The sequence below is a fragment of the Acinetobacter sp. P1(2023) genome (genome assembly GCF_028367635.1).
In the GTDB taxonomy this organism is placed as follows: domain Bacteria; phylum Pseudomonadota; class Gammaproteobacteria; order Pseudomonadales; family Moraxellaceae; genus Acinetobacter; species Acinetobacter pittii_E.
This window is the reverse complement of the sequence record NZ_JAQNDD010000002.1, coordinates 210,327-236,210: the sequence shown is the minus strand read 5'-3', so window position 1 is coordinate 236,210 and position 25,884 is coordinate 210,327. Positions and strand designations below refer to the sequence as shown.

The window sequence follows — 25,884 nt, the reverse complement described above, 5'->3', positions numbered from 1 at the left end:
GTTTTATGGTAACACTCTACGCAGAGTCGCAAAGCATTGCTCACCCTTCGCAGTCGAACAGAAATTGATGGTATGATCGTTTTTCCATTGTACAAAATATTGTGAGACATCTCCTGTTTGGTCTTGCTTCTGACCAGAACAATCTACTTTATTATTATCAAATTTAATTTGCATTACTAAAGCGGCTAGCTGCTCTTTAGGATCATCAGATGGTTGATATTCATAAATACCATAAGACCATTCCTGACCGCTTTTAATCACTACATCGTTACTACTACGAAAGTTATAATATTCCACACATTTCTTATTATTTGGAATCTCCATTCCCCATAATCCCATAATTTCAGGACGCGTAACAATACGTATAGCGTTAGGATTACTTGCAGTCCGAACAGGTTGTTCGGCTGGCTGTTGAGTAGCTGTTTCTGCCACAGCTAAACCAGAACAAGCCCACAATAATCCAATAATATAAATATTTTTCATAGATTTATTAATCATTAAACGCATGAACTTAAGTTAGCATATTTTTTTAGAAAATCATTGCTCCATAACCATATAAAAACAATATTTTTCAACTGTAACGTGCCACAACAAGTCAACAAACAATTTTATATTTATTTGCTTTTTTCAATACAAAGTTATTAAAGTTTTATCTCACCTCAAACTTATGTGGAAGAGTCGATTTGTTTAGGAAGCCACATCACAAAACCTAGGCCTAATAGTACCACCGCACTTGCACACATAAAGATGACTTCACCAGAAAGAATTTTCCAGAAATGCCCAGCTAAAACACTACCAAAGGCTACCCCTAATCCCCACATCGTGCTGTAAAGTGCTTGTCCGCGGCCCTGTTGCCCCGCTGAGAAGTTTTGAAAAATTACTCGCATCGCAATTAAATGAAATAAACCAAAACTAAAAGCGTGCAAACACTGCGCAAAAATTTGACCAACAAAATAATGTGAAAATATTGCAACCATCATCCAACGTATGCTCGTCAATATTAAGCAAACAATTACCAAAATACGCCATGAGAAATGTTGAAAAACTTTTGCAGCAATTGAAAACATAAAAATTTCAGCAAAAACACCCATAGCCCATAAGAAACCAATTTGCGTGGTACTAAAACTTAAAGATTTCAAAAAATTACTATAGAAACTATAAAAAGGAGCATGTGAAAAAAGCAGAATAAATTCAATTGCAAAAAATGCAGCCACAGTTGGACGTTTAAGAACAGGAAGTAAAGGTTCTAAATGTTTTTGTGAGGTAGGTGCACTATCAGGTTCGCGGATTGTGAAAGACCAGACGAAGGCCAGTGAAGCAATAATTAATAATAAAATTGGGAGCATTGAAATAGGCACTATTTCTAAAATTGCTCCGATAGTGAATACCCCAACAATAAACCCAACAGACCCCCACTTACGAATTTTGCCGTAAAGCTTGGCTTTTTGGTCACCCAACCAAAATAAAGTAACACCTTCAAATTGAGCTAAAATAGCATTTTGAAAGAAACTAAAAATAAGCATGAGCAAAGCAATTGACTGAAAAGTATTTGGCACTATAAAAATAGCTAACCATATGCACGACTCCATCCAAGTTGCCAGCCGGACAAGTAGCATTCGTTTACCAGATTTATCAGCAATCCAGCCCCAAACTAACGGTGCAAAAAAACGCGTTACAATCGCAATTGATGATAAGACACCAATTTCTTGATAATTAAATCCTTGATCTTGAAGATACAAATTCCAATAAGGCATGAATGTACCAACAATGGAATAGTAGAAAAAGTAGAATCCGCCAAGTCTAGTTTGGATGGTAAGTGGTTGGAACAAGCTGTAAACCTTTGCATTTTCAATAGGTTAAAATTAGAGATAGTCATATATCAAAACATCCCAACCCTTTAATTTTAACACTTTGTTTTGTAATACAAATAACTAAATTATCGTTAATTCAATTGTCTCTAAAAGCATTTTTTATGGATAAGAAAGAAAAAATAAGGGAAAAGAGAACTGTAATTTAATTTGTACAATCTGTTAACTTGTGTAAAAATACATTTAATATTCATAAGGTATTTAATCATCAGATGTTTTTTCTTATTTTTTTAATTTGTCTTTTTCTGTTTTTACTCATCCTAAAACAACATTATCGATAAACCCCTCTATAAATTCCGGTATATTCAAAATTTCGCTTTAAATCTAAATTAAGTCATCCTCTTTCCCCCACTCCAATTCGCTGTGTAAAATTAAAAATATACTAGATTTCTTTAAATTAATTAAGAGATCCTAGAAAAGACAACAAAAAGCAAAAAATTTAATTCTCAGCTCCTAGTAACTTCACATTTAAAAATAGAATTTATCCAAAATAAATAATTCCCCTTAATTTTTATTATTTGCGTGGATTTTATATCTTCTACTTTATTTTAGGTTTGAACTAACAATTCCATACTTGTAGTTTGACTTGCTTCTTGGCAAGGTATGTGCCAGTAAAACATTAGGAATTTGTTCCAATATGGCGAGTCCAGCACAAATCATTCGACATAAATTTCTCAATACATTTTTCTCACGCCATTCTATCTGGTTTTTATGTATTTTTACTGCGCTCAGTATTACGTGGTTTCGTACTGTATATACCCCTCATAGTATCTACTATTTTGTTTCTGACACTCTCCTTAACGGTTTATGGGTGGTTACAGGTGCCTTAAGCTTATTAGGTCTCTATGATGTTTTGCAGAATAAACATTCAATTTTAAGAAATTACCCAATTATGGGACATTTTCGTTTTTTGTTTGAAGATATACGTCCTGAAATTCGCCAATACTTTATTGAAGCGGATCAAGATGCTCTACCTTTTTCACGGATGCAAAGAAGCTTAGTTTATCAACGCGCTAAAAATGAAAATGCAGATAAACCTTTTGGTTCAATCATTGATGTTTATCAAGAAAATTATCGTTTTATTGTTCACTCAATAAGCCCTTGCCCGCCCGCAGACCCAAAAAGCTTCCGTATTCAGGTGGGTAATGCACAATGCCTACAACCGTATAGTGCCTCTATTATGAATATTTCTGCCATGAGCTTTGGGAGTTTAAGTGCGAATGCAATTCGTGCCCTAAATAAAGGAGCACAATTAGGCGGTTTTTATCATGATACTGGCGAAGGAAGTTTAAGCCCTTATCATCTGGAAAATGGCGGTGATATTGTTTGGCAAATTGCCAGTGGTTATTTTGGTTGTCGTACGCTTGATGGAAAATTTGACGAGCAAAAATTTGCCCAGCAATCTCAATTACCACAGATCAAAATGATCGAGCTGAAGCTTTCACAAGGCGCAAAACCTGGTCACGGCGGTATTCTACCTAAGCATAAAATTACCGAAGAAATTGCTCAAATACGTGGTGTTTCGCGCGATCACGATTGTATCTCTCCTGCTAAGCATTCTAGTTTTTCTACCCCAATTGAAATGATGCATTTCTTACAAAAGTTACGCACATTATCTGGTGGTAAGCCAGTTGGTTTTAAATTGTGTATTGGCCAACCTTGGCAATTTATGAGTATTGTTAAAGCAATGCTTGAAACAAAAATTGTTCCTGATTTTATTGTTGTTGATGGTTCTGAAGGTGGTACGGGAGCAGCGCCAATTGAGTTTAGCGACAATATCGGTACTCCATTACGTGAAGGCTTACGCTTTGTCCATAACACACTTGTCGGTGCAGGGCTAAGAGATCAAGTTAAAATTGGCGCGAGTGGTAAAATTATTAGTGCATTTGATATTGCGAGTACTTTTGCGCTTGGTGCAGATTGGGTTAACTCGGCACGTGGTTTCATGTTTGCTGTCGGGTGTATTCAGGCACAAAGCTGTCATACCAACCAATGCCCAGTAGGCGTTGCAACCCAAGATAAAGATCGTCAAAAGGCAATTGATGTACCGACTAAATCAGAACGAGTATTTAATTTCCATAAAAACACATTGCATGCATTATCAGAAATGATTGCTGCTGCTGGTTTACGTCATCCTTCTGATATTAAAGCTCATCATTTAGCTCAGCGAGTAAATGACCGTGAAATTAAGAACTATGCTCAATTGCATTTTTTCTTAAAAGAAGGTGAACTTTTACAGTCTGAACTTAATAATGACGATGATAATTTTTATTATCGAATGTGGAATATGGCGGATGCTAATCATTTTTAATTGATATTAATTTTATCAGTTAAGCATCTATCCAATTTTTTGGATAGATGCATTATTTTTTAATAATAAAAATGTTTTGGCTTTGCATGTAAAAAGGCCGGAATCAATCCTGTTAATGCGGCACGTATATCCGCACGTTCATTAATTAATTGATGAGAACCTTCTTCAAGCATTAACAACGTTTGCAGCCTAAATTTACGACGAATAAATTCAATGTTGTAACGCCAATCAACTGTCTGATCGAGAGCACCTTGTGCAAGCCAGACTGGTATACGGCAAGCAGGTCGCGCTTCCATTTCTTGCATCCATTTTGACATGGCCAAAATCCAGTCCATCCCCATCATTCGGGGTTGTAACGGATCTTTTAAACGAATAAAACGCAAAAATTCAGGATTATGATTATTACGTCTAAAGTGTCTTGGTACTTGACGTTTAATACGGCGAATAATGCCCAGTCCAACAGGGTTATGCCACCATGCAGTTTTTGCCGGTCGAATCAAAGGAGAAAGTAAAAGTACTCGATCTACAATCGGATCTTGCCGTTTTTCAGCGTATTCCAATAGGTGATGCATCCAGATTGCGCCACCCGTACTCTGACCGATACCAACCCATGGCTTTGGCAATTGATCAGCATGTTTTACATATTGATAAACAGCCATCAAAACTTGTTGATAATGATCAAAATTTTTAATACTGGCCGGTGAACCATCACTTAATCCGTGGCCAGGCAAATCATAAGTAATGATGCTAAAACCCTGCTCAAGAATTTCACGGATAATTGGCTGATAAATTCCGCTATGTTCAAGATAGCCGTGCAATAAGCAAACTGTACCTTGTATTTTTTCTACTTTAGGTTTGAAAACTTGTACATGCAAACGGAATAAAGGCATTTGAACATAGCCCTGCCAATGGTCACACTCAAGTAAATGTAAACCATATAATTTGCGGTAAGCTAACAAATCACGAGAAGGTTCTTCTAATGTATTTAAATTGAGTGGACTCAAAACCTGCGGGGTAAGATCACGGTTAGGAACGGGTAAATCTAATTGTTTTAATACGGCAGGATTGAGAAATGGAATATCTGACATTAAGGAACCTCTCGACAATCACTTGAGCCAAACAACATGTCGCGAATTGTCGCAAGTAATTCATAATTTGCACGGCGGCTATGATCGTAATTTTGCACACTTGGTTGCCAACGCGTCAGTGGAGTTGGCATTGGTGCCACAACAGGAATTGTTTCTATACCATTTAAGGCAAAGAGTCGGCGTGTACGCGGCATATGATATTCGTCTGTAACCAGCATTACCGTCGGTGCTCCACCTTTTTTCTGAAGCAATAAAGAGCTAAAACGAGTATTTTCACATGTGTTCATACTACGTTTTTCTAATAGCTTGGCATCAACACCGCGCTCTTTTAACCAAGCTTGCATATAAGGCGCTTCTACACCGCTCAGTACAATAGGTAGATGATTTTGTTTTTCAACTTCTAAAGTTTTTTCTAATCGCAAACGCGTATAGCCATTCACTACAATATCTTTACCATTTTTATCTAAAGTTAATCCTCCGCCCAACACAACAATTGCATAAGGCTCTGATAACTTTTTAGGTTGTACAGGTATTGGATTTTTACGTACATATTCGATTTTCTGTTCAGGTTCACTGACAGCTTCTTGATGCTCCGATACCACAGGTTTTCTTGCTAAAAACTCTGTATATTGCTCGGTAAGTGCCTTATTTTCAGAACTATTAATAAAAAGTGTTTCATCAACAGGGCTACTCGCCTCGTCTGCAGCATCAATTTCTGAATTTTTAGCAACTAGAGGAACGGTTACCGTGGTTTCCTGTTCTTCTGTATCCTGTTCCTTTTCTTCTAAAAGAATAATTTGCTGTAAGGCTTTATAATTTTCTTGAATATAGGTCAGATCAGATGTCTTTTTTTCACGTAAAGCTTGCTCTGTCAATTTTAAATAAGCCTGACGAGCAATCCATAAATTTGAACCAGGTTCTAAATTATCATGTTCACTTAACGAAGCCTGTCTTTGGCTCTCAGCGGCAACCTGATTAACGTCAACAGGAACAAAATAATTAAGCCCAGCTACAATAAGTTTTGAATAAAACGGTGAATATAAAAAAACCACGAAACAGCCTAATAGCACAAATAGTACGGTGACTACTTGGACTAAACGTACCATTAAGTGTACTTTTGGCATAAAACTATTCCGTATGATTTTCAATTAAACCTAAACTGTTATAAAGCACAGGCTCTGGTTCTAACATAATATGGAAACGCTGATCAACATCATGTTGTACAGCCTGATAAGTTTTCTTTACATCAGTAAGAGATGCATTGGCATAATTCACCAAAACTAATGCCTGTTTATGGAACATCCCCACCATATCGAGTTGCTTCCCTTTCCAACCTGCCTGATCAATTAACCATCCTGCTGCAATTTTAACGTTTCCATTCACTTGAGGATAATGAGGAATTGTTGAGAATTGTGTGACTAAGCGCTCAAACTCTTGAGGACTAACAATCGGATTTTTAAAGAAACTACCTACATTTGGATATTCTTTTGGATCAGGAAGCTTACTTTGGCGAATATGGATGACCTGATTCTGTAAATTTTCAGCAGTCTGATTATCTCCAACTGCTTGTTTCAAATCGCCATAGTTAAGTTTTAAGCGTGGCTGTTTAAGTAATTTAAAAGTGACATGCGTAATAATGTAACGGTTCGGATCATCTTTAAAAATACTATGGCGGTAGGCAAAATGGCAGTCAGTCGCTAAAATTGTTTGAGTTTGCTTTAAATTGCGGTCATACACTTGTACTGACTCAATAAACTCACCCACCTCTACCCCATAAGCCCCAATGTTTTGTACGGGAGAAGCGCCGACTAAGCCTGGAATAAGTGCAAGATTTTGCAAACCAAACCAGTTTTGCTCAGTGCTGTATAAAACAAAATCATGCCAGACTTGGCCTGCACCAACCTTAACCCGAACAAAATCATGATCGTTCGATAAAACTTCAATTCCCTGAATATCAAGATGAATAACTAAAGCATTGATCTGCTGCGGCAACAACATATTACTACCGCCCGATAATACAAGTACATTTAACTGATGCTGCTCTGCAAAATCTAAAGCTTCTTCAATATCGTGAATATTGGCAACTTTAGTATAGTGAGAAACGGTTGCATCTAAACTTAAGGTATTGAATGGCTTAAGCTGTACTTGATTCTGAATTTGCATTGTGTTGAAAAACCTATTCTTAAACATTCAATTGTTTTTTTAAAATATTAACCCACGCCAAACTACTAGACTCACATTGATTGAGTACACGTTCAAAGCCATCCGCACCACCATAATAAGGATCTGGCAACGCTTGTTGTGGATATTCAGGATCATGCTCACTCATTAAAGCTACTTTTGCACGAATTTGATGAGCGCCAAATTGCGAGACTGCTCTTTGCAGTACTTCATGAATATCTTCAAAATTTTGATGATCCATTGCCAAAATCAAATCAAACTCTAAAAAGTCTTGAGTTGAAAGTTGTCTTGCCCGTAAAGAAGATAAGTCATAGCCTCTTTTTTTAGCATGCAACTGACTGCGCTGATCAGGCGCTTTATTTGGATGATAGTTACTGGTTCCGGCTGAATCGACAATGACACTGAGTTGATGAGCGTCACAATAATGTCTAAAAACCACCTCAGCCGTGGGAGAACGGCAAATATTTCCTAAACAGACACATAACACCTTATATTGTGTTTCCATTAGAAATTACATCCAAACCTTTGAATTAAATAAAAATAAATTGGGTGCACGCAAAATCTTAACAAACTATAAATTTGTGACAACCGCATTGACCATGTGACTTGTTGCATTTTGTCAAAACTCACATGGGTTGAAAAGGAAAATAATGTTTATCAATAGATTAAAAGTTGATAAATCGGTCGATAAACTATCTGATCTTTTATCCTTTCTTATGACTCAGCCATTTCAAAGAACTCGAGACACGATTATAAAAAAAGCCTACTTTTTCAAGTAGGCTTTCCCCTTATGACTTTTGCGCTGATCATTAAGGTTTATTGTTGTTTAAAGCAACGGAAGGATCTTACAGAAATACTTAAGAATAAAAAAGCTTATTTACTTAACTGAATGTAAGTACTCATAGGCTCCTTTTTCGTTACTCTCCAACTTAATGACTGCATCGGTTTCATCATTTAGTGTCAGGTTAAATACTTTTTCACCATCATATGAAATTTGATGGCCCATACGAAACTCTGAATCAAGTGACTCAAGAATAATAAAATTTCCTTCGTTGTTCGAAGCAATATAGTAAGTGTTGTTCCGATGAACATATCTAATTGTGTACATCACTATTTAAATTCCACCTCAAAAATTATGTTTTTTCTTAATGATAAAAAGTTCCTTTTTACCTTCTCAATCAGAAAAGGTTCTAGTGAAAGAAGGCATCTAACTCTAAAACTGGAAATATATATGCAGTCATATTTCCAACTTTATGATTGGATAACGCCTATACCTCTCAATATAAATAAAATTAAAAAACACATTAATTCAATAATTTAAAAGCTAAGAATCCCTTTAAAATATGTGCATTCTAAAAAACTAAACTCTCCCTTATTAATTGTTTACCCCGATAATTCAGCATTTTTATGCTTATACTATTAAATTGATATTACAGAAATACTTAACAATAAAAAACCCCGCCATTAGTCGATAGTTAGCGGAGTCTTTTGTATTCTAAATTTGCTTTTGCTGGTTTAAATGCTGAGCTATAAAATCACCTTACGAGAATGCTTTATTTTAAAGTGTCTTATGCTAACTTATTTGAAGATTGAGTCTTATAGAACCATTCAACAATAATGTTCAAAAATAAGGAAATAATGTATATGAGCCATTTTCAATTTCAAACTGTTCCAAATATCATCTCTGGCTTAGGCTCTATACAAGAATTACAAAATGTTTTGTCGTCAAAAGCTTATCGTAAGTTATTGCTGGTCACTGATGCGGGTATGGTTAAAAATCAATTACACCGTCCCATCCTTCAAATTTTAGATACCCTCAATATTGAATATGTCATTTATGCGGATGTGCAAGCTGACCCACCAGAACAAGTGGTTTTAGATGCAGCCAATTATGCAAAACAGCAAAATGTCGATGTCATTATTGGTTTTGGTGGTGGTAGCTCTTTGGACGTTGCAAAAGTAATTGCTTTACTCGCACACCCCAACCAAACTCAACATTTGCAAGAGATGTATGGTGTAAATCAGGTCACCACAACTCGCCTTCCGCTTATTTTAATTCCGACAACGGCGGGTACTGGCTCAGAAGTAACGCCAATCTCAATTGTGACTACCGGCGAGACTACAAAAATGGGGATTGTCTCTCCAGTACTGTATGCCGACACAGCAATTCTTGATGCAACCTTTACACAAAACCTTCCAGCCCATATTACTGCTGCAACAGGTATTGATGCGATGGTGCATGCCATTGAGGCATATACCTCTAAGCACAAAAAAAATATATATACCGATATTTTAGCCAAACATGCACTCAAGCTACTAAACCATAACTTACCGAAAGTTCTTAAGAACGGCAATGATTTGGAAGCAAGACAAAATATGCTGTTCGGCTCAATGCTTGCAGGTCAGGCATTTGCAAATTCGCCCGTTGCTGCGGTACATGCTTTAGCTTATCCACTGGGTGGACATTTTCATCTTTCGCATGGTCACACCAATGCCTTAGTATTGGTTGAAGTATTAAAATTTAATGCACCACATGCTAAACAATATTATGCAGAGCTTATGCAATGGTTAGATCCATATAGTAATGGCAGCACCGATGGTTTGTGTGATCTGTTTATTGATCATATACAAAACCATTTAGACCGTAGTGGTTTGACTTTAAAACTTAGAGATCTGGGTATTGATGAGTCTAGCTTACCTATACTTGCTCAAGATGCCATGTTGCAAACCCGCCTACTACAAAATAATCCACGTGACATGACAGAAGCCGCTGCTTTGGCAATTTATCAGGCGATTCATTGATGACTAAACCCATTTTAAAAACCCGTGATCAATTTAAGTTCTTTTTAGACATCCAAACTCGCTGGGCAGATAACGATATTTACGGTCATGTGAATAATGTGACTTACTATAGCTACTTCGATACAGCAGCCAATGCTTTACTCATTCAAAAAACAGGTTTTGATATTCATGAAGCAAAATCAATTGGCTTAGTGGTTGATTCAGCATGTAGTTTTTTTCAAGAGTTATCATTTCCAGAAGTTATTCAGGTAGGTGTTGCGATTGGTAAAATTGGTACAACATCTTTACGCTATGAATTGGCAATCTTTAAACAAGGTCAAGACCAAGCATCAGCTCAAGGACATTTTGTGCATGTGTTTGTTGACCGTGAAACACGCAAGACTGTTCCAATATCCGAGTCAGTCCGTGAAGTTTTAAAGAGTTATTTATTATAAAAAATGGGCAAAAAGAAAATAAACCACTCTTTTTGCCCCCTCTACTTATATCATTGCAGGATCACTAAAGGAGTCTTCACCCGTCTCAACTCGACCAGCAAAACGTCGGTAATAATACGGATCACTTTGACTGGTGATTTCAAAATCATACCAATGTCCTACATCAGCTAAAGACCAATGTTGTTTAACGACTTGACCTGCTTTTATGGTCAGTTGTAACGGTGCATCTTGGCGGTATGCACAAGGTTTTACCGTCAATATTGTATCCTTAGTTCCTTCATTCATGAGTTCGACATACACATCACCGTTGGCAATGTCATAACACACTCGAATTTCTGGTTTAACGCCACTATCGACAATACGTTGAGTATCTCCTTTAAAATGACGATGGTAGCCATTTGGACCGAGTACCCATAAGTCGTAACGACCTAAATTATCTTTTAAAGCGTCCCATTCATCATCTAGCGTTTTATTCGGCTCTACAATATAACGCTTTGGAATACGGTCTAAGTTGAGCTTGTCATATACGTGGAAAACCGCTGCTTGCGTACCCGTATTAGAGAATATCAATTGTACCGTCCCATCTGCTTTACAGCGCGCGCTGGTATGCAGCTCGTAAGGTAGCGCCCGTGATAGACGTATGCCACTTTGCTGAATCGGTAACTTAATATCTATCGGTACGGGAATAGCTGGCAGAGCTTCTTGGTTTTCTCTTAACTCATCTGCCTGTACACGTGTTTGTTTACCGTTCAGCTGCGGTAAAACATCTGCATTTGGTGTTTTAAAGTTAAATGCACTGGTTAAATCACCACACACTGCACGGCGATATGGACTGATATTCGGCTCTTTTACTCCAAAACGTTTTTCTAAAAACATGAGCACGGAAGTATGATCAAAAACTTGCGAGTTGACCCAACCACCACGGCTCCATGGAGAAATCACATATAACGGGACACGCGGACCCGGACCATAAACTCGTCCATCAGGTGTAGGCTGAGAATGGCTTCCCTCAGGTGCAGCATGATCAAAATATTCGTCCTGCATATCAGCACTGCTTAATGTTGATTTTCCAGCGTACTGACCATTTTTAAGACGAGATGGCGCTGATGGTGATGGCACATGGTCAAAGTAACCATCATTTTCATCGAAATTGATAATGAGTGCAGTTTTACTCCAGACTTCAGGCACCGCAGTTAACGCGTCAATAATTTCTTGAATAAACCATGCCCCTTGAACTGGGCTTGAAGGATCCGGATGTTCACAATAAATTGATGGCGCATTAATCCACGAGACTTGCGGTAACTTACCTTCACGAATGTCACGTTTAAAAGCGTCAAGATATTCTTCTGGTTTATTACCCGGCAACGTATTTGCAATGCCTTTGTACAATGGATTTTTGGTATTATCGGTCGCAGCATCATAGGCTTTATACGGTAGCTTTTGACCCGTATCGGCATACGGTTTATTCGGCTCACCACCACTTGAAACTGGATAACCAGATGCAATGTTCGCCTTTCTAAACGTACGAAATGCACCAAGCATATTATCGCCCCATTCATCTGGCATATTTTGATAACAAATCCAGCTTATGCCTGCTTCTTCTAAACGCTCGGCATAGGTCTTCCATGTATAACCACGATCTGCCGTCGCTGGGTTACCATCAATCCAGTCCCACTCATTATTTACAAATGAACGCTTGGTCGGTGTTGCACCATTGGTACCCGTCAAATGATAAGACCGATTTGCATCTGTTCCTGTATGCATAGAACAATGGTAGGCATCACAAATCGTAAAAGCATTCGCAAGTGCAAACTGATATGGAATTTCTTTTTCTTTAAAATAGCCCATGGAGATATCAGTTTTGTGGGTTGGCCAGTTCGCCATACGTCCATTGTCCCAAGCCAACTGACTGTCATTCCACGTATGTGGCGTACCATCTGCACGCTGTGCATTATTAGCTGTCCCATCCAAATGAAAAGGTGTTAAAACTTGTCCATTACTTCTAAGCTGTTCCCAGACACAACGGCCACTAGGCAAAGGAATCGTAAAACGATCGGCAAAACCTCGAACACCTTTTAGTGTTCCAAAGTAATGGTCAAAAGATCGGTTTTCCTGCATTAAGATAATAACGTGTTCGACATCCTGAATGGTGCCAGTTTTATTGTTTGCAGGAATTGCTAAAGCTTTTTGAATACTAGATGGGAAAGCTGCCAATGCAGCAGCACCAAAACCCATATTTAAAGAATAATTTAAAAATTTACGGCGTGTAATCATGATCAGGTTCTTTTTATTATTTAAGTTTATGGAGCACAGCGCATTACAGGCTTTTTACCTGTTTCTGGTGTATTTGAATTATCATTTGATGAGTCGTTACAACCACTCAGCAGAATCGCGCCGATTAATAAAAAATATGAATATTTAAAACAATTTATTCCAGTGCATTGCCTTTTCATTGCTATGTACAATCCATTTAAAATCTAAAATGGCTAACATAGAAAAGTACAATGACAGCGACATGACCTGAATATTTCAATCCAATGAAGAATATGAAAATTCTATGATTTTCATATTCTTCACCAGATCAAAACTTAGATGAATTTAAGGCTTTAATTGAATATTTTGCAGTTCGCCATCAAAAGTTTCTATGAGACTCTTAATGACTGGCTGTTGCTGTAATAGCTCAGCTGCTCTGTGAAAGGCCTTTTCTTTACGTGCACTTTGAATGGTATAGGGTGTAGATGTATTTAAAGCACCATATTCAACTGTAAATTGAGTATTCGGCCATTGCCCATTTAATGCATCAATAAGCCCTTGTTGTAATTGAGTCAGCATATTTTCATATTCTTGAGGAATATGGAAAACAGTATTGCCGCCAATTTCACCAGTCATCACACCATGCTGAGCAAGTTCTTGAACCGCTGGAGACAGTTGACTATTTCTAAACCAGTATTCCCATTTTTCAAGTGTCCACTCACCTTCCAAAACTTGAGGAGAAAGCTTCAAGATATCTTGAGGCATAAGCTGCTCATTATCAGTTACGCTAGAGTCTTTTACAACGGCAACTGTTTCAATAACTTCAGACTGCACCAATGACTGTTGTTCAACAACAGGTTCAGAAGGCAAATCATGAGTTATATGCGCATCTTGACCAAGAGAAAATTCAGCGCTAGATGATTCAAACAAACCTTGAGGTTCAGTAAAGAAAGCTGGTTCAGATTCAATTTGTTTGGCTTGGGTTTCTGCCTGAACTTGTACTAACTTTTGCTCTGGTACTGGAATGAAATCTTCCTCAAGAACACTAACTGTTTCTTGAACAGCTGCTGACTCAAGCCCAATCAACTCATGATGATTTGGGTCGAATACCATTAAATCCTGATTAGACTGTGGTTCAGGTTCAGGTTCAGGTTCAGGTTCAGGTTCAGGTTCAGGTTCAGGTTCAGGTTCAGGTTCAGGTTCAACCATAGCGGGTTGGCTAATAACTTCAACAGGCTGAACAGTATTTACTGGAGTAATCTCCTGAGCTGTGGGCTGAGTCTGTTGACTCAAAGCTACCACTGCTTGCCCATTTTGCTGAACTGGCTCTGACGCTACAATTTCATTAGGCGCTAAAGGACGGAATGCCAATAAGCGTAAAACGCACATTTCAAAACCTTGCTCTTGCGTTACGGCAAGCTGCAAGTCTGAACGTCCTTTACATGCGATCTGATAGTAAAGCTGCAAATCTTGAGCAGAAATCAGCTTAGACAGCTGCATGATTTTGCGATTGATTTCATCGCTATATTTCAAACTCAAATCAGGTAGATATTGTAAAATTGCCAATTCATGCAATGTCGAAATCAACTGATCCAGCACCAGTGAAACATCTAGCGCTTGATGTCTAAATTGCAATAAAAGCTGACTAACTTTCTCACGTTGATTCTGATGAATCGCTAAAATCAAATCATAAATAATAGTACGGTCAATCAAGCCAAGCATTTCTTTAACATCTTGGTGATGTACCGCACCCTGTCCATAAGCAATGGCTTGGTCAGTTAAAGATAATGCATCACGTAATGAACCTTGAGCAGATTCGGCAATTTGCCAAATTGCATCTTGGTCAGCAGTAATCTGTTCTTTTTCAAGAATAGCGCCAAGGTGCTTAGTAATTTCATCTACAGCTAAAGGTCGTAAGGTAAATTGCAAACAACGTGAAATAACTGTAATTGGCAGCTTTTGTGGGTCTGTCGTTGCAAACAGAAATTTAACGTGTTCTGGTGGCTCTTCGAGTGTTTTTAGTAACGCATTAAAAGAATGCGTCGATAGCATATGTACTTCATCAATCAGGTAAACTTTAAAACGACCTTGCGTTGGCGCATAAGGAACGTTGTCTAAAAGTTCACGCGTATCTTCTACTTTAGTTCTTGAAGCAGCATCGATTTCGATCAGATCAATAAAACGGCCTTCATTTACCGCTTTACACGTTGCGCAAACTTCACATGGTGTAGAAGTCACACCTGTTTCACAGTTCAAACACTTGGCTAAAATACGTGCAATTGTAGTTTTACCTACACCACGCGTTCCTGTAAATAAATAAGCATGGTGAAGACGACCGCGTTCCAATGCACTGCTTAATGCACGAGAAACGTGGTTTTGCCCCACTAACTCATTGAAATTACGTGGACGGTATTTTCTAGCAAGTACTTGATACATGTATGCTCCTTGTTACAGGCATAAGCATACTTTGTTTTTAAAAGAGAGTGAACGCATAAAGCTCATATCCGTACAGATAAACTGCGAACTACACCATTTGTCTGAACTATCAATGAATTTTAAAGTTTCGGAAAAACTGTCGACCGAAACTTTAAATACTATGAAATATTCTAATTTACTTTCTTTGGAAAACTAAACCAGACAAATACAGTTAAAAGGAAGAAACAAATGGCTGAGATGGTAAGCACCCAACTATGTGCATAGCTAAAAGCTTGCTGTGCAACTGCAATTAATTGTCCACCCAAAGGATTTTCAAGATTAGATGCTAATTGCATAGTTTCACCAATCGAAATACTCGCTTTTTCAATTAAGCTTGTCGGAAGTTGTTCTGGCAAAATAATTGAACGACTGTAAAACCAAGACAACATTAATCCAAAAATAGCAACGCCCAAACCAGCGCCAAGCTCATAGGCCATCCCTTCAATAGCACCTGCTGCACTCGCTTTTTGAGGTGGTACAGATGACATAATGGCAGCGGTGGAAGCCAATAAGGCAATTTCAATGCTAAAGCCTAAAAAGACCATACACGTCCATGCTAAAAAGTGATCGGTCGAGAAATTAAGCTGAGCAAGCCCCCATAAACTAAATCCACTTATTAAAATACCAACAGTAGATACAAGTCTAAGTCCCCATTTATTTAAACAAATTCCTGCGAGTGGACCACCTAAACTAATTGCAATCATGAATGGGATAATAAACATCGCTGCCTGTAACGGCGAAAACCCATGTACAAACTGCAACTCTTGAGACAAAAGTAATTCGAACCCAACCAAAGCAATCATCGATACAACAGCCATGACAATGCTGGTAGAAATCACCGGATGTTTAAATAACTCCAAATCAATCATTGGCGTCGTACTTCTTTTTTGGCTTCGAATAAAGTGAATTAAAGTAATTATACCAACCACAAACATCACAACCGTAAGTACCGAGAAGTTATACATCGCCGATTTGATTGAATAGATAAGACTTAAAATTGCTACAACCAAGATTAAAGCTTGCCCTAAGTTAATAGGCTGATCGGTTTTCTCTTGTTGTTTAGGAATGATCATCACGATCATGACCAAAACCACTAAAATAATTGGAATATTAATGAGGAACACGGCTCCCCAATGAAAATGTTCTAGTACAAAACCACCCACCAATGGACCGAAAGCTGCCCCTCCACCACCTACTGTAGACCAAAGCCCAAGTGCAAAATTTCTCTGCTTTTCTTCGGTAAAAGCATTACGAATGCCAGATAAAGTGGCAGGAATAAGCATAGCTGCCCCTAACCCCAAAACAGCACGGGAAGCAATTAGGGCGTAGGCAGTTGGAGAAAAAGCAGCAGCTAGCGAACCAACACCAAAAACTGCGGTTCCAATAAATAATAATTTTTTAAATCCAATACGATCACCGAGTGCACCCATTGGCAAAATCAACCCTGCCATAATCAGTGAATAAATATCAATGATCCATAAAAGCTGATTGGCAGTTAAATTCAATGCTGCACTTAAAGATGGTGTTGCAACATGCATCACTGTTGCGTCAATCGTAACTGGTAAATATATAAGGACGATAATTGTCAGGATTAACCATTTCTTTTGCATAACGCTCTTCGATATCCAAAACTTGGACATGTGTTCAAATAATGGTTATTATATACACAATTGGACACTTGTCCAACTTTTAATTTTAATGTAGTTTGTGTCGAATTCAGTCAGGTGAAATAAACATGGCCTATCTTAATCGCGATCAACGCAGAGAAATGATTCTGCAAGCCGCCATGCAAGTTGCTTTGGCTGAAGGTTTTGCAGCCATGACGGTACGTCGAATCGCAACAGAAGCACAAACATCCACAGGACAAGTTCATCATCATTTTTCTTCGGCATCTCATTTAAAAGCTGAAGCTTTTTTAAAGCTGATGGAACAGCTTGATGAAATTGAACAAACCTTAAAAACAACTAGCCAATTTCAAAGGGTCTTCATTGTATTGGGTGCAGAAAACATCGATAGACTTCAGCCCTACCTACGCCTATGGAATGAAGCTGAACTCTTAATTGAACAAGATATTGAAATACGAAAGGCTTATAACCTTGCTATGCAGAGTTGGCACGAAACGATTGTGCAGGCCATCGAATGTGGTAAACAAGAAGGTGAATTTAAAAACACATCCAACTCAACAGACATTGCGTGGCGACTCATTGCCTTTGTCTGCGGATTAGAAGGTATTTATCAACTTGGATTACAAGGTTTAGCTGAAGAAGACTTCAAGCGCCATACCGAAGCGATTATTCGCCTAGAATTATTATAAGTGTTGAGCTGGCATTGCTTACAAATACCAGCTTTAAAATATTAAAATTAGAACCAGCCTTTACGGCCTTTTAAAATTTGGTCGGTACACCGTAAGGCTTCTTGAGTCAGTCCCCATAAACGATAATCGCCCGTTATTGAACCAATCTGGAAGTTATGCGTATAGGCAAAGCTAAGATCACGATCAGGATCGCACCATGCCCCTGAACCGTTGTAGCCAATATGTCCAAAGCCATTTTTAGCGCGTTTACCCATGGTAATAATACGGTGATAGCCTAAACGCCAATTCATCGGAATTGGCATGACACGATCACGTGCATAACTTTGAATGGTACTAAGCTCTCTAAATACTTCTGGGCGAATCAATTGCTGCCCATCCCATTCACCTTGATTTGCCAGCATCGCATAAATTTTAGCGAGACTATTTGCAGTAAACGTGCCGTTCGCTGCCGGAATAACAGCTTGTAATCCTTCATCACTAAAGAAACTAAAATGTTTCATTCCTTTTGGAATCATAGCATCCTGAAAATCTTGCGGGTCTTGTCCAGTCCACGTAATCATTTTTTCAGAAAGTGAACTTTTACGGGGTTGAGGCTTTTTAGGTTTTTCAGCTTGCGTAGACGCTGGTTTTTCTGTTTTCGTTTGAATTATTAAACGTGCTACACGATCTAACTCGCTTACAGGCGTACCAAAGTAAGCACCATCTAACTGCAAAGGTTCAACGAGATATTTTTGCATGAGCTGATCTAAAGATTGACCAGTTGCTTTTTCAAGTACTCCACCCACTAGCCAACCAAATGTTAAAGCTTGATAAGCATTACCCTCTCCTGCAAGAAATCTAGGCTTAGTCGCTGCAATCACATCTAACATATGTGACCAGTCGAGCATTTCTCTCGCACTTTCGATGATATTACGAACATCAAACATGCCGCTTTGATGACTTAGCACATGACGTAAAGTCATTTGCTCTTTTCCATTTTGAGCAAACTCAGGCCAATAGGTCGCAATCGGTTTGTCGTATTCTAAAAAACCTTCACTTACTAAAATATGCGCTAAAGTTGCAAGTACACCTTTACCCGTAGAGTAGCAAACTGCCAAAGTATCGGGTTGCCAAGCTTCATTTTGTGATTGAAGACCGGTGTAGATATCTACAACTTTTTGACCTCTAAAATAAACCGCTAAAGCAGCTCCACCTTGTCCTGTTCTAGCATCTTGAAGACGGCTGAACTGGTGAGCTAAATCAATAAAACGTTCATCTAAAATACCGTGATAGTTATGGGTATCGGCCAGTAAAATTTCTTTAATCACATGAAGTTCCTTGCATTTTTTGTTATTTTGCTCAAAAGCAGCCTAAACATTTGTTCAGGCTGCTGATATTTTTATAATGCTTTTACTGTTCCTGCAACATGCGGTTTTTGTGATTTCGCATTACGAATCAAGAAATCAGTCTTTTTGTCTGCATTGGCAGTTAAAAACTCAACTTTTGATGGCAAGAACATTGGCAACTTAAACCACACATCTGCTTCATAAGCATTTGGCAGCTCAAGATTAGCTAAAGCTTTTGCTTTGCTCCACATACCATGAGCAATTGCTTGTTTAAAACCAAATGCTTTTGCTGTGATGGCATGGATATGAATTAAGTTAAAATCACCAGACACTTTTGCGTAACGGCGGCCAGTGTTTTCTAAAATATCCCACTGGGCTTTTGGAACATAAGAGGGTGCTTGTTCTTCTTTAGCTTTCTCACCCACTCTTTTCTCAACTTTTTGGCGAGATAAATAAGTGGTTAAGCCTTCCATCACCACTTCATTACCAACTTTTGCCGTGGTAATAAAGTCAAACTGAACACCTTTATCATGCGGTTTTAGTTCCCCAAATTTGCATGACAAAGTTAGTTTTTCAGTTACACCAATTGGTCTAGTCTGTTTAATCTGGTTGCGGATATGCACTAAACCTAAAATGGGAAATGGAAAGGCTTCTGCCGTCATCATATGCATTTGCAAACTTTGAGAAAGCACAGCCAAATAAATTGCCGGTACAAAGCCATTATTTTGAAAGCCACATACTTCGTTATACGCTTTGAGATGGTTCTGATCAATTTCTAGACCATCAACCACATATTCAACTTGCGGTAAGATTTTTGAGCCTTTAGGCTTTTTAAAAATTAAACCTTGTACCACTTTTGGGTAAGCCAATGCCGCTTTTGGTAGCTGGCTAAAATGACGAGTATTCATACCTAACCTTTTATAATTTATAGATTCTTGAATAAAAAAGGGATGCACAAGCACCCCTATTTCGCTAAAAGTGCTTAAGCGCCCAACAAGCTTTGACCACACACACGTACAACGTTGCCATTTACGCCTGTAGAAGCAGTTGATGCAAACCATGCAATCGTTTCTGCTACATCAACAGGTAAACCACCTTGTTGCATCGAGTTCATACGGCGACCAGCTTCACGGATTGCAAATGGAATCGCAGCTGTCATTTGTGTCTCAATAAAACCGGGTGCTACTGCGTTGATGGTAATACCATTTTTTAGAATAGGTGCAGTAAATTTCACTAGGCCAATTACACCTGCTTTTGATGCAGCATAGTTAGTTTGACCAAGGTTGCCCGCAATACCACTAATTGATGATACACAAACAATGCGGCCATTTGCATTTAGACCATCATTTTCTAACAAGTAGTCATTTACGCGTTCAGCAGCAGATAAGTTAATGTTAATTACCAAGTCCCAAAGCTCTGGCTTCATGTTTGCCAAAGTTTTGTCACGTGTAATACCAGCGTTATGAACGATAATATCTAAACCGCCTTGTTTTGCAGCAGCAGCTTTAATTTTTTCGCCCGCATCAGCAGCTGTAATGTCAATTGCCAATGTAGAACCACCAATATCAGCAGCTACACGGTCAAGGTCAGCTTGTTGTTGTGGTACATCTAGACAAATAACATGAGCACCGTCACGTGCCAACACATGTGCAATTGCCTCACCAATACCACGGCTCGCACCAGTCACTAACGCAGTTTTTCCAGCAAGCGGTTTTGCCCAATCCACATCCACCACATCTGCTTTAGATACACGAATTACTTGACCAGACACATAAGCTGAACGTGGAGAAAGTAAGAAACGTAATGTTGATTCAAGGTTTGCAGCAGCACCTTCATCTACATATACAACTTGAGCAGTAATACCCTTTTTAAATTCTTTACCTACAGATTTGATAAAGCCTTCAAGTGCGCGCTGAGCAATCGCCTGCTTTACAGTTTTTGCAGTTTCAGGTGTTGTACCAATAACAATCACACGACCAGAAGTCGCAACTTGACGTGCAATCGGGTTAAAGAATTTATAAAGTTCGTTTAACTGTTCTGAGTTTTGGATACCAGACGCATCAAATACCACTGCTTTGAATTTTGATTCTTTATCGCCTGCATTAAATGGGCGTAAATTTAAACCAACTTTTGCAGCTCCTTGTTGTAATGCAACATTATTGCCTACATAGCTATCTGCATGAATATTGCTAAGTACTTGTGCAATCGCACCAGACAAAACGCTTGATGGCGCTGCGCCAACCAATACTGCACCATTCACTACTGGCTGAGCACTTTCAAAACGCTCTAATACAACAGGTGATGGTAAACCCAGATTTTTGACAACGAATTTACCAATAGGAGATTGTGTAAATGCTTGGTATTGATCAGTCATGATTATTATCTCTCAAAAAAATGATTTTCTACGACAGGCTTCATTATGTTATGAAATGGAGAGGCACAATATGAAAGCGGCCGTTCATTAGAGTCATCCCAAATCATACTTGAGTTCATCTTTTGATGTCTTGACCTGAATGCTATCTACAATGTCATTCTAGTCAATACAGGTCTATTTGAATTGTGTTAAGGTAGCTTATAAGAATATCGTTAATATGCTTGGAAAAGCCTTATGAGCAAACCAACTCAAGAAAATCCAGCAGTCGAAAATTCTGCTCAGGAAAAAGTGTCAAATACATCAAAGCCGGCTTCTAACACGGCTAAGCGTAACAGTACTACTCCTAAAGCAGCAACTAATACTCAAAAAACGACACGTACTCGTTCAACGACTGCACCTGCACGTAGCTCCCGTACTAAGAGTGCCGCTACAGCAACTACTTCTACATCATCAAATGTAGCTGCAGAACCAAAAGCAACAAAAACCAAAACTTCTGTTCAACAGGATAAAACCATGAGCCAAAACACTGTTCGCCGCGTTGCAATTATTGGTGGCAACCGTATTCCATTTGCACGTTCAAATACTGCTTATTTTAAAGCGTCTAATTCTGACATGCTGACAGCAGCATTAAACGGTTTGGTTGAGCGCTTTAATTTACAAGGTAAGCGTATTGGTGAAGTTGTTGCGGGTGCTGTTTTAAAACATAGCCGTGACTTCAATATGACTCGTGAAGTTGTATTGAGCACAGATCTTGCTCCTGAAACTCCTGCTTATGACATTCAAATTGCTTGTGGTACAGGTTTACAAGCAGCTTTTGTTGTTGCAAACAAAATTGCACTTGGTCAAATTGACGTAGGTATTGCTGGTGGTGTAGACACCACGTCTGATGCACCAATTGCTGTAGGTGATGGTTTACGTAAAGTTTTACTTGAACTCAATGTTGCTAAAACTGGTAAAGACCGTCTTAAAGCTTTAACAAAAATTGATTTTAAAAAGCTTCTTGATGCACCAAGTAACGGTGAACCACGTACTGGCCTTTCAATGGGTGAGCACCAAGCAATCACTGCTTTAGAATGGGGCATCACACGCGAAGCACAAGATGAGTTAGCTGCTAGCAGCCATCAAAAACTTGCTGCTGCTTATGAGCGTGGTTTCTTTGATGACTTAATGACTCCATTCTTAGGTCTTAACCGTGACAACAACTTACGTGCAGACAGCACAGTTGAAAAGCTAGCTAAATTAAAACCAGTTTTCGGTAAAGGTGAAACTGCGACAATGACAGCTGGTAACTCAACTCCGTTAACTGACGGTGCTTCTGTTGTCTTGCTTGCTTCTGAAGAATGGGCAAAAGAAAACGGTCATGAAGTTTTAGCTTACCTTTCTTTCTCTGAAACAGCAGCTGTTGACTTCATTGGTAAAAATGGCCCTAAAGAAGGCTTATTGATGGCTCCTGCTTATGCAGTACCTCGTATGCTTAAACGTGCAAATCTTAAACTTCAAGATTTTGATTTCTACGAAATCCATGAAGCATTTGCATCTCAAGTGTTATCTACTTTGAAAGCTTGGGAAGATGAAAAATTCTGTAAAGAACGTCTTGGTTTAGATGCACCTTTGGGTTCAATCGATCGCTCTAAACTGAACGTAAATGGTTCATCTTTAGGTGCAGGCCATCCATTTGCTGCAACTGGTGGTCGTATCTTAGCAACTGCTGCTAAATTGATTAATCAAAAAGGTTCTGGCCGTGCATTAATCTCGATCTGTACAGCAGGTGGTGAAGGTGTGGTTGCGATTGTAGAGAAATAATTCTACGATTCACTTTTAAAAAAAGCACCCTGATGGGTGCTTTTTTAGTTTAACAACTTAATTTTTAATGAAGTGATGCTGCTTTAGCATCGGGGAAAAATTTATCTTCGATATGGTCATAACACCACTGGAAAATAAAGGTATAAACCAAAATACATAAGGTTAAGCCAATATCTAAAATAAATGCATCAATGACACTCATCTGCATCATATAGGCGATCATCGGTACAGTCGCAATCAACAAGCCACCTTCAAAACCAATCGCATGTAAAATCCGCACCGGGATCGTTCTTTCCCAATTATATTTATGCTCTACTTTTTCGAAATAGTGGTTAAAAATCATATTCCAGAAAACTGAAACCACAGCCATAAATACACCGAGTGTTCCGGTCACTTCCATCGGCATATCAAAAATAAAACTTAATGCAATCGCAATGATGACCAATAAAATTCCTTCATAACTGATTGCATGAATGAGTCTTCTCTTGGAAATCAACATTTTTAAATACTCAATAATTACTTGGATAATGTGCATTTTATTTTTATAATATTGATTAATCCAATCAGGTTCTTTCAGTTTTTTTGACAGATGAATATTAATCAAGAACAACTACTCATGTTTCAAGCCGTGATAGAAACTGGCTCTTTTTCAGCAGCAGCACGTAAACTTGGCAAAGTTCCGTCGGCTGTAAGCATGTCTATTGCCAACTTAGAAATTGATCTGAACCTGACTTTATTTGACCGTAAAGGTCGTGAACCCGTCCCTACTGACGAAGCACGAGTTTTATATGAAAAGACATCTCAGCTTTTGATTGAGATGAATCAATGGAAACAACATGCTCATGCATTAAGTACAGGATTAGAAGCTAATTTAACTATAGTGATTGTCTCTGAACTCTTACATACCAATTGGACAGACTATATTTGTCTTTTAGAGGGCCGTTTTCCAGACCTACAAATTAATATTGTGTCTGCCCCTCAAGAAGACGCGCTCCAAATGTTATTAGACGGGTCTGCCCAACTTGCACTGATGTTTGAACGCGAGAACTTAGATAATAGAGAACAATTTGTAGAGCTCAAACGTGAGGCTCTAATTCCGGTTATTTCAAATAACCATCCTCTAGCCAGCCAAAATCAGGTTTCTTATGAGCAGATCCTCACTACAAGACAAATTGTAGTTGCAAGCCGAGATGAGACTTTAAAGCCTGAATTACTTTTTTCAAAACATTATTGGCGTACAGACAACCACCACTCTGCTTGTTTAATGATTTTACGTAATCTAGGTTGGGGTGTTCTTCCTCAAGAAATGTTTAAAGAAAACCCTGAATTAAAAAACAAACTTAAAGTATTGGATTTATTAGATTTCACTCCACGCTTTGAATATTATGTCGACTTGGTTTGGAGCCGTGAAAGTGAACTCGGTGCCGCTGCCAGATATCTCATTGAGTATATCCGTAAACAACGAATGCAACAGGCGCCTTAAATTATTTCAATTTAGATGCAGAACCTAAACGTTTTTCTTTGAAAGATAACAATTGATATATCGACAGCATGAATAGACTTTGTGCTATAAAGAAAACATAAGATTTATTACTGAAGATGTTGAATATCAATGACTCATACAGCACTTGACCAATTAAAAACATTAACGACCGTTGTTGCCGACAGTAGTGACCTTGATGCAATTCGTAAATTCCGTCCATTAGACGCGACGACTAATCCTTCATTGATTACGGCAGCAGCAGAACAACCTGAAAGTAAAGAGCTCATTGAAGATGCTTATTATCAAGCCAAAGAAGAAGGCTATAGCAATGATGAGTTAATCGAAAGAACCATTGATATCTTAACCGTAAAATTTGGTGTAGAAATTTTAAAACTGATCGAAGGCCGAGTTTCAACAGAAGTGGATGCTGCACTTTCATATGACACTCAAGCAACCATTCAAAAAGCACATGAATTATGTGAACTTTACAAAGGTTATGGGATTGATCAGTCACGTATTCTGATTAAAATTGCTTCGACTTGGGAAGGTATTCAAGCTGCTAAAGTATTAGAAGCTGAAGGTATTGCTTGTAACCTCACCCTCCTTTTCGGTTTACATCAAGCTCAAGCATGTGCAGATGCAAAAGTAACTTTAATTTCGCCATTTGTAGGTCGTATCTTAGATTGGTACAAAAAAGCTGAAGGTGTAGATGCTTACCCAATCGAAAAAGACCCAGGTGTTGTTTCAGTGAAGAAAATCTATACCTATTACAAACAGCAAAACATTCCAACTCAAGTGATGGGTGCAAGCTTCCGTAGCATCGACCAAGTACTTGGTCTTGCTGGATGTGATTTACTTACGATCTCACCAAGTTTACTTACCCAACTTGAGCAAGATACACGTACAGTTGATGCGGCACTTGATGCCTCTCAAGCAAAACAAGCAGAAGCGATTGTTCGACCAGCGCAAGATGAACAAAGCTTTAAAGATGAACTTAACCATGACTTAATGGCATTCCAGCTTTTACAAGGTGGTGTTGATGGCTTTATCAAAGCACGTGACCAATTAAGCCTTTTGTTACGTCAGTCTTTTGGAATTGATGCGGAAATAAAATCTTAAAAAACTGCACTTTTCATACAAAATCACCGATTTTTGTTATCATGACAAAAATCG

Annotated in this window: 21 protein-coding genes; 7 read left to right on the top strand and 14 right to left on the bottom strand. The window is 38.4% G+C overall.

Annotated features, from left to right (window positions below):
• Positions 1-3: 3 nt before the first annotated feature.
• Both POD11_RS04200 and POD11_RS04195 read right to left on the bottom strand, forming a co-directional pair.
• Entirely contained in the window at positions 4-507 is a 504-nt protein-coding gene (locus POD11_RS04200) for a hypothetical protein (RefSeq protein ID WP_002115710.1), read from the bottom strand.
• Positions 508-665: 158 nt separating this feature from the next.
• Positions 666-1,829: an MFS transporter gene (locus POD11_RS04195; protein ID WP_262456519.1), complete on the bottom strand. Its 1,164-nt coding sequence runs from the start codon at positions 1,827-1,829 to the stop codon at positions 666-668.
• A gap of 676 nt (positions 1,830-2,505) precedes the next feature.
• On the opposite strand from POD11_RS04195, the gene POD11_RS04190 reads away from it, so the two are divergent.
• Positions 2,506-4,179: an FMN-binding glutamate synthase family protein gene (locus POD11_RS04190; protein ID WP_262456518.1), complete on the top strand. Its 1,674-nt coding sequence runs from the start codon at positions 2,506-2,508 to the stop codon at positions 4,177-4,179.
• Between the two features lie 59 nt (positions 4,180-4,238).
• On the opposite strand, the gene POD11_RS04185 is transcribed toward POD11_RS04190, so the two are convergent.
• The 5 genes from POD11_RS04185 to POD11_RS04165 all read right to left on the bottom strand — a co-directional run bounded on the left by POD11_RS04185 (position 4,239) and on the right by POD11_RS04165 (position 8,556).
• On the bottom strand, positions 4,239-5,267 hold the full coding sequence (locus tag POD11_RS04185) for an alpha/beta hydrolase (RefSeq protein WP_016140682.1): 1,029 nt from the start codon (positions 5,265-5,267) through the stop codon (positions 4,239-4,241).
• Entirely contained in the window at positions 5,267-6,391 is a 1,125-nt protein-coding gene (locus POD11_RS04180; RefSeq protein WP_239967904.1) for a YdcF family protein, read from the bottom strand. The genes POD11_RS04185 and POD11_RS04180 overlap by 1 nt, the downstream gene beginning before the upstream one ends.
• A 4-nt stretch (positions 6,392-6,395) precedes the next feature.
• Entirely contained in the window at positions 6,396-7,430 is a 1,035-nt protein-coding gene (gene murB / locus POD11_RS04175; RefSeq protein ID WP_262456517.1) for a UDP-N-acetylmuramate dehydrogenase, read from the bottom strand.
• A 19-nt stretch (positions 7,431-7,449) separates the two neighbouring features.
• Complete coding sequence (locus POD11_RS04170; RefSeq protein ID WP_239967908.1) at positions 7,450-7,953, bottom strand: low molecular weight protein-tyrosine-phosphatase; 504 nt, start codon at positions 7,951-7,953, stop codon at positions 7,450-7,452.
• Between the two features lie 372 nt (positions 7,954-8,325).
• A complete protein-coding gene (locus POD11_RS04165) occupies positions 8,326-8,556 on the bottom strand; it encodes a hypothetical protein (RefSeq protein ID WP_005068773.1) in 231 nt (76 codons plus the stop codon).
• 536 nt (positions 8,557-9,092) lie between these two features.
• On the opposite strand from POD11_RS04165, the gene POD11_RS04160 reads away from it, so the two are divergent.
• Together POD11_RS04160 and POD11_RS04155 are read left to right on the top strand one after the other, a co-directional pair.
• Positions 9,093-10,250: an iron-containing alcohol dehydrogenase gene (locus POD11_RS04160; protein WP_262456516.1), complete on the top strand. Its 1,158-nt coding sequence runs from the start codon at positions 9,093-9,095 to the stop codon at positions 10,248-10,250.
• Positions 10,250-10,684 (top strand): acyl-CoA thioesterase, encoded by a 435-nt coding sequence (locus tag POD11_RS04155; RefSeq protein ID WP_262456515.1) that lies wholly within the window; start codon positions 10,250-10,252, stop codon positions 10,682-10,684. The genes POD11_RS04160 and POD11_RS04155 overlap by 1 nt, the downstream gene beginning before the upstream one ends.
• A gap of 45 nt (positions 10,685-10,729) precedes the next feature.
• Here POD11_RS04155 and POD11_RS04150 read toward each other — a convergent pair whose 3' ends face one another.
• The 3 genes from POD11_RS04150 to amvA form a co-directional block, all read right to left on the bottom strand.
• A complete protein-coding gene (locus tag POD11_RS04150) occupies positions 10,730-12,958 on the bottom strand; it encodes a phosphocholine-specific phospholipase C (RefSeq protein ID WP_262456514.1) in 2,229 nt (742 codons plus the stop codon).
• 324 nt (positions 12,959-13,282) lie between these two features.
• Positions 13,283-15,373, bottom strand: coding sequence for a DNA polymerase III subunit gamma/tau (locus tag POD11_RS04145; protein ID WP_262456513.1), 2,091 nt, complete (start codon positions 15,371-15,373; stop codon positions 13,283-13,285).
• A 170-nt stretch (positions 15,374-15,543) separates the two neighbouring features.
• Positions 15,544-17,022 carry a multidrug efflux MFS transporter AmvA gene (gene amvA / locus POD11_RS04140; protein ID WP_262456512.1) on the bottom strand — a complete coding sequence of 493 codons (1,479 nt, stop codon included), beginning with the start codon at positions 17,020-17,022 and terminating at the stop codon, positions 15,544-15,546.
• Positions 17,023-17,147: 125 nt separating this feature from the next.
• On the opposite strand from amvA, the gene POD11_RS04135 reads away from it, so the two are divergent.
• Positions 17,148-17,726: a TetR family transcriptional regulator gene (locus tag POD11_RS04135; protein WP_262456511.1), complete on the top strand. Its 579-nt coding sequence runs from the start codon at positions 17,148-17,150 to the stop codon at positions 17,724-17,726.
• A gap of 47 nt (positions 17,727-17,773) precedes the next feature.
• Here the strand turns inward: POD11_RS04135 and POD11_RS04130 are convergent, their stop codons facing one another.
• The 3 genes from POD11_RS04130 to POD11_RS04120 all read right to left on the bottom strand — a co-directional run bounded on the left by POD11_RS04130 (position 17,774) and on the right by POD11_RS04120 (position 21,425).
• Positions 17,774-19,033, bottom strand: coding sequence for a serine hydrolase domain-containing protein (locus POD11_RS04130; RefSeq protein WP_262456510.1), 1,260 nt, complete (start codon positions 19,031-19,033; stop codon positions 17,774-17,776).
• A gap of 71 nt (positions 19,034-19,104) precedes the next feature.
• Positions 19,105-19,959: a MaoC family dehydratase gene (locus POD11_RS04125; RefSeq protein WP_262456509.1), complete on the bottom strand. Its 855-nt coding sequence runs from the start codon at positions 19,957-19,959 to the stop codon at positions 19,105-19,107.
• A gap of 74 nt (positions 19,960-20,033) precedes the next feature.
• Positions 20,034-21,425 (bottom strand): 3-oxoacyl-ACP reductase, encoded by a 1,392-nt coding sequence (locus POD11_RS04120; RefSeq protein ID WP_262456508.1) that lies wholly within the window; start codon positions 21,423-21,425, stop codon positions 20,034-20,036.
• Positions 21,426-21,659: 234 nt separating this feature from the next.
• On the opposite strand from POD11_RS04120, the gene POD11_RS04115 reads away from it, so the two are divergent.
• Positions 21,660-23,228: an acetyl-CoA C-acetyltransferase gene (locus POD11_RS04115; protein ID WP_262456507.1), complete on the top strand. Its 1,569-nt coding sequence runs from the start codon at positions 21,660-21,662 to the stop codon at positions 23,226-23,228.
• A 64-nt stretch (positions 23,229-23,292) separates the two neighbouring features.
• Here POD11_RS04115 and aceI read toward each other — a convergent pair whose 3' ends face one another.
• The gene (gene aceI, locus POD11_RS04110) at positions 23,293-23,727 is read right to left on the bottom strand and encodes a chlorhexidine efflux PACE transporter AceI (RefSeq protein WP_262456506.1); all 435 of its coding nucleotides are present in this window, start codon (positions 23,725-23,727) and stop codon (positions 23,293-23,295) included.
• A gap of 90 nt (positions 23,728-23,817) precedes the next feature.
• Between aceI and POD11_RS04105 the strand changes: the two genes are divergently transcribed.
• Positions 23,818-24,711 carry a LysR family transcriptional regulator gene (locus tag POD11_RS04105; RefSeq protein WP_262456505.1) on the top strand — a complete coding sequence of 298 codons (894 nt, stop codon included), beginning with the start codon at positions 23,818-23,820 and terminating at the stop codon, positions 24,709-24,711.
• Between the two features lie 129 nt (positions 24,712-24,840).
• On the top strand, positions 24,841-25,830 hold the full coding sequence (gene tal, locus POD11_RS04100; protein WP_262456504.1) for a transaldolase: 990 nt from the start codon (positions 24,841-24,843) through the stop codon (positions 25,828-25,830).
• The last annotated feature ends 54 nt before the right edge of the window (positions 25,831-25,884 follow it).

Excerpts from the sequence above, each read along its gene's own strand:
- POD11_RS04200 (WP_002115710.1), bottom strand. The coding sequence starts at position 507 with ATGCGTTTAATGATTAATAAATCTATGAAAAATATTTATATTATTGGA.
- POD11_RS04190 (WP_262456518.1), top strand. The coding sequence starts at position 2,506 with ATGGCGAGTCCAGCACAAATCATTCGACATAAATTTCTCAATACATTT.
- POD11_RS04185 (WP_016140682.1), bottom strand. The coding sequence starts at position 5,267 with ATGTCAGATATTCCATTTCTCAATCCTGCCGTATTAAAACAATTAGAT.
- POD11_RS04180 (WP_239967904.1), bottom strand. The coding sequence starts at position 6,391 with ATGCCAAAAGTACACTTAATGGTACGTTTAGTCCAAGTAGTCACCGTA.
- murB (WP_262456517.1), bottom strand. The coding sequence starts at position 7,430 with ATGCAAATTCAGAATCAAGTACAGCTTAAGCCATTCAATACCTTAAGT.
- POD11_RS04170 (WP_239967908.1), bottom strand. The coding sequence starts at position 7,953 with ATGGAAACACAATATAAGGTGTTATGTGTCTGTTTAGGAAATATTTGC.
- POD11_RS04165 (WP_005068773.1), bottom strand. The coding sequence starts at position 8,556 with ATGTACACAATTAGATATGTTCATCGGAACAACACTTACTATATTGCT.
- POD11_RS04160 (WP_262456516.1), top strand. The coding sequence starts at position 9,093 with ATGAGCCATTTTCAATTTCAAACTGTTCCAAATATCATCTCTGGCTTA.
- POD11_RS04155 (WP_262456515.1), top strand. The coding sequence starts at position 10,250 with ATGACTAAACCCATTTTAAAAACCCGTGATCAATTTAAGTTCTTTTTA.
- POD11_RS04150 (WP_262456514.1), bottom strand. The coding sequence starts at position 12,958 with ATGATTACACGCCGTAAATTTTTAAATTATTCTTTAAATATGGGTTTT.
- POD11_RS04145 (WP_262456513.1), bottom strand. The coding sequence starts at position 15,373 with ATGTATCAAGTACTTGCTAGAAAATACCGTCCACGTAATTTCAATGAG.
- amvA (WP_262456512.1), bottom strand. The coding sequence starts at position 17,022 with ATGCAAAAGAAATGGTTAATCCTGACAATTATCGTCCTTATATATTTA.
- POD11_RS04135 (WP_262456511.1), top strand. The coding sequence starts at position 17,148 with ATGGCCTATCTTAATCGCGATCAACGCAGAGAAATGATTCTGCAAGCC.
- POD11_RS04125 (WP_262456509.1), bottom strand. The coding sequence starts at position 19,959 with ATGAATACTCGTCATTTTAGCCAGCTACCAAAAGCGGCATTGGCTTAC.
- POD11_RS04120 (WP_262456508.1), bottom strand. The coding sequence starts at position 21,425 with ATGACTGATCAATACCAAGCATTTACACAATCTCCTATTGGTAAATTC.
- POD11_RS04115 (WP_262456507.1), top strand. The coding sequence starts at position 21,660 with ATGAGCAAACCAACTCAAGAAAATCCAGCAGTCGAAAATTCTGCTCAG.
- aceI (WP_262456506.1), bottom strand. The coding sequence starts at position 23,727 with ATGTTGATTTCCAAGAGAAGACTCATTCATGCAATCAGTTATGAAGGA.
- POD11_RS04105 (WP_262456505.1), top strand. The coding sequence starts at position 23,818 with ATGAATATTAATCAAGAACAACTACTCATGTTTCAAGCCGTGATAGAA.
- tal (WP_262456504.1), top strand. The coding sequence starts at position 24,841 with ATGACTCATACAGCACTTGACCAATTAAAAACATTAACGACCGTTGTT.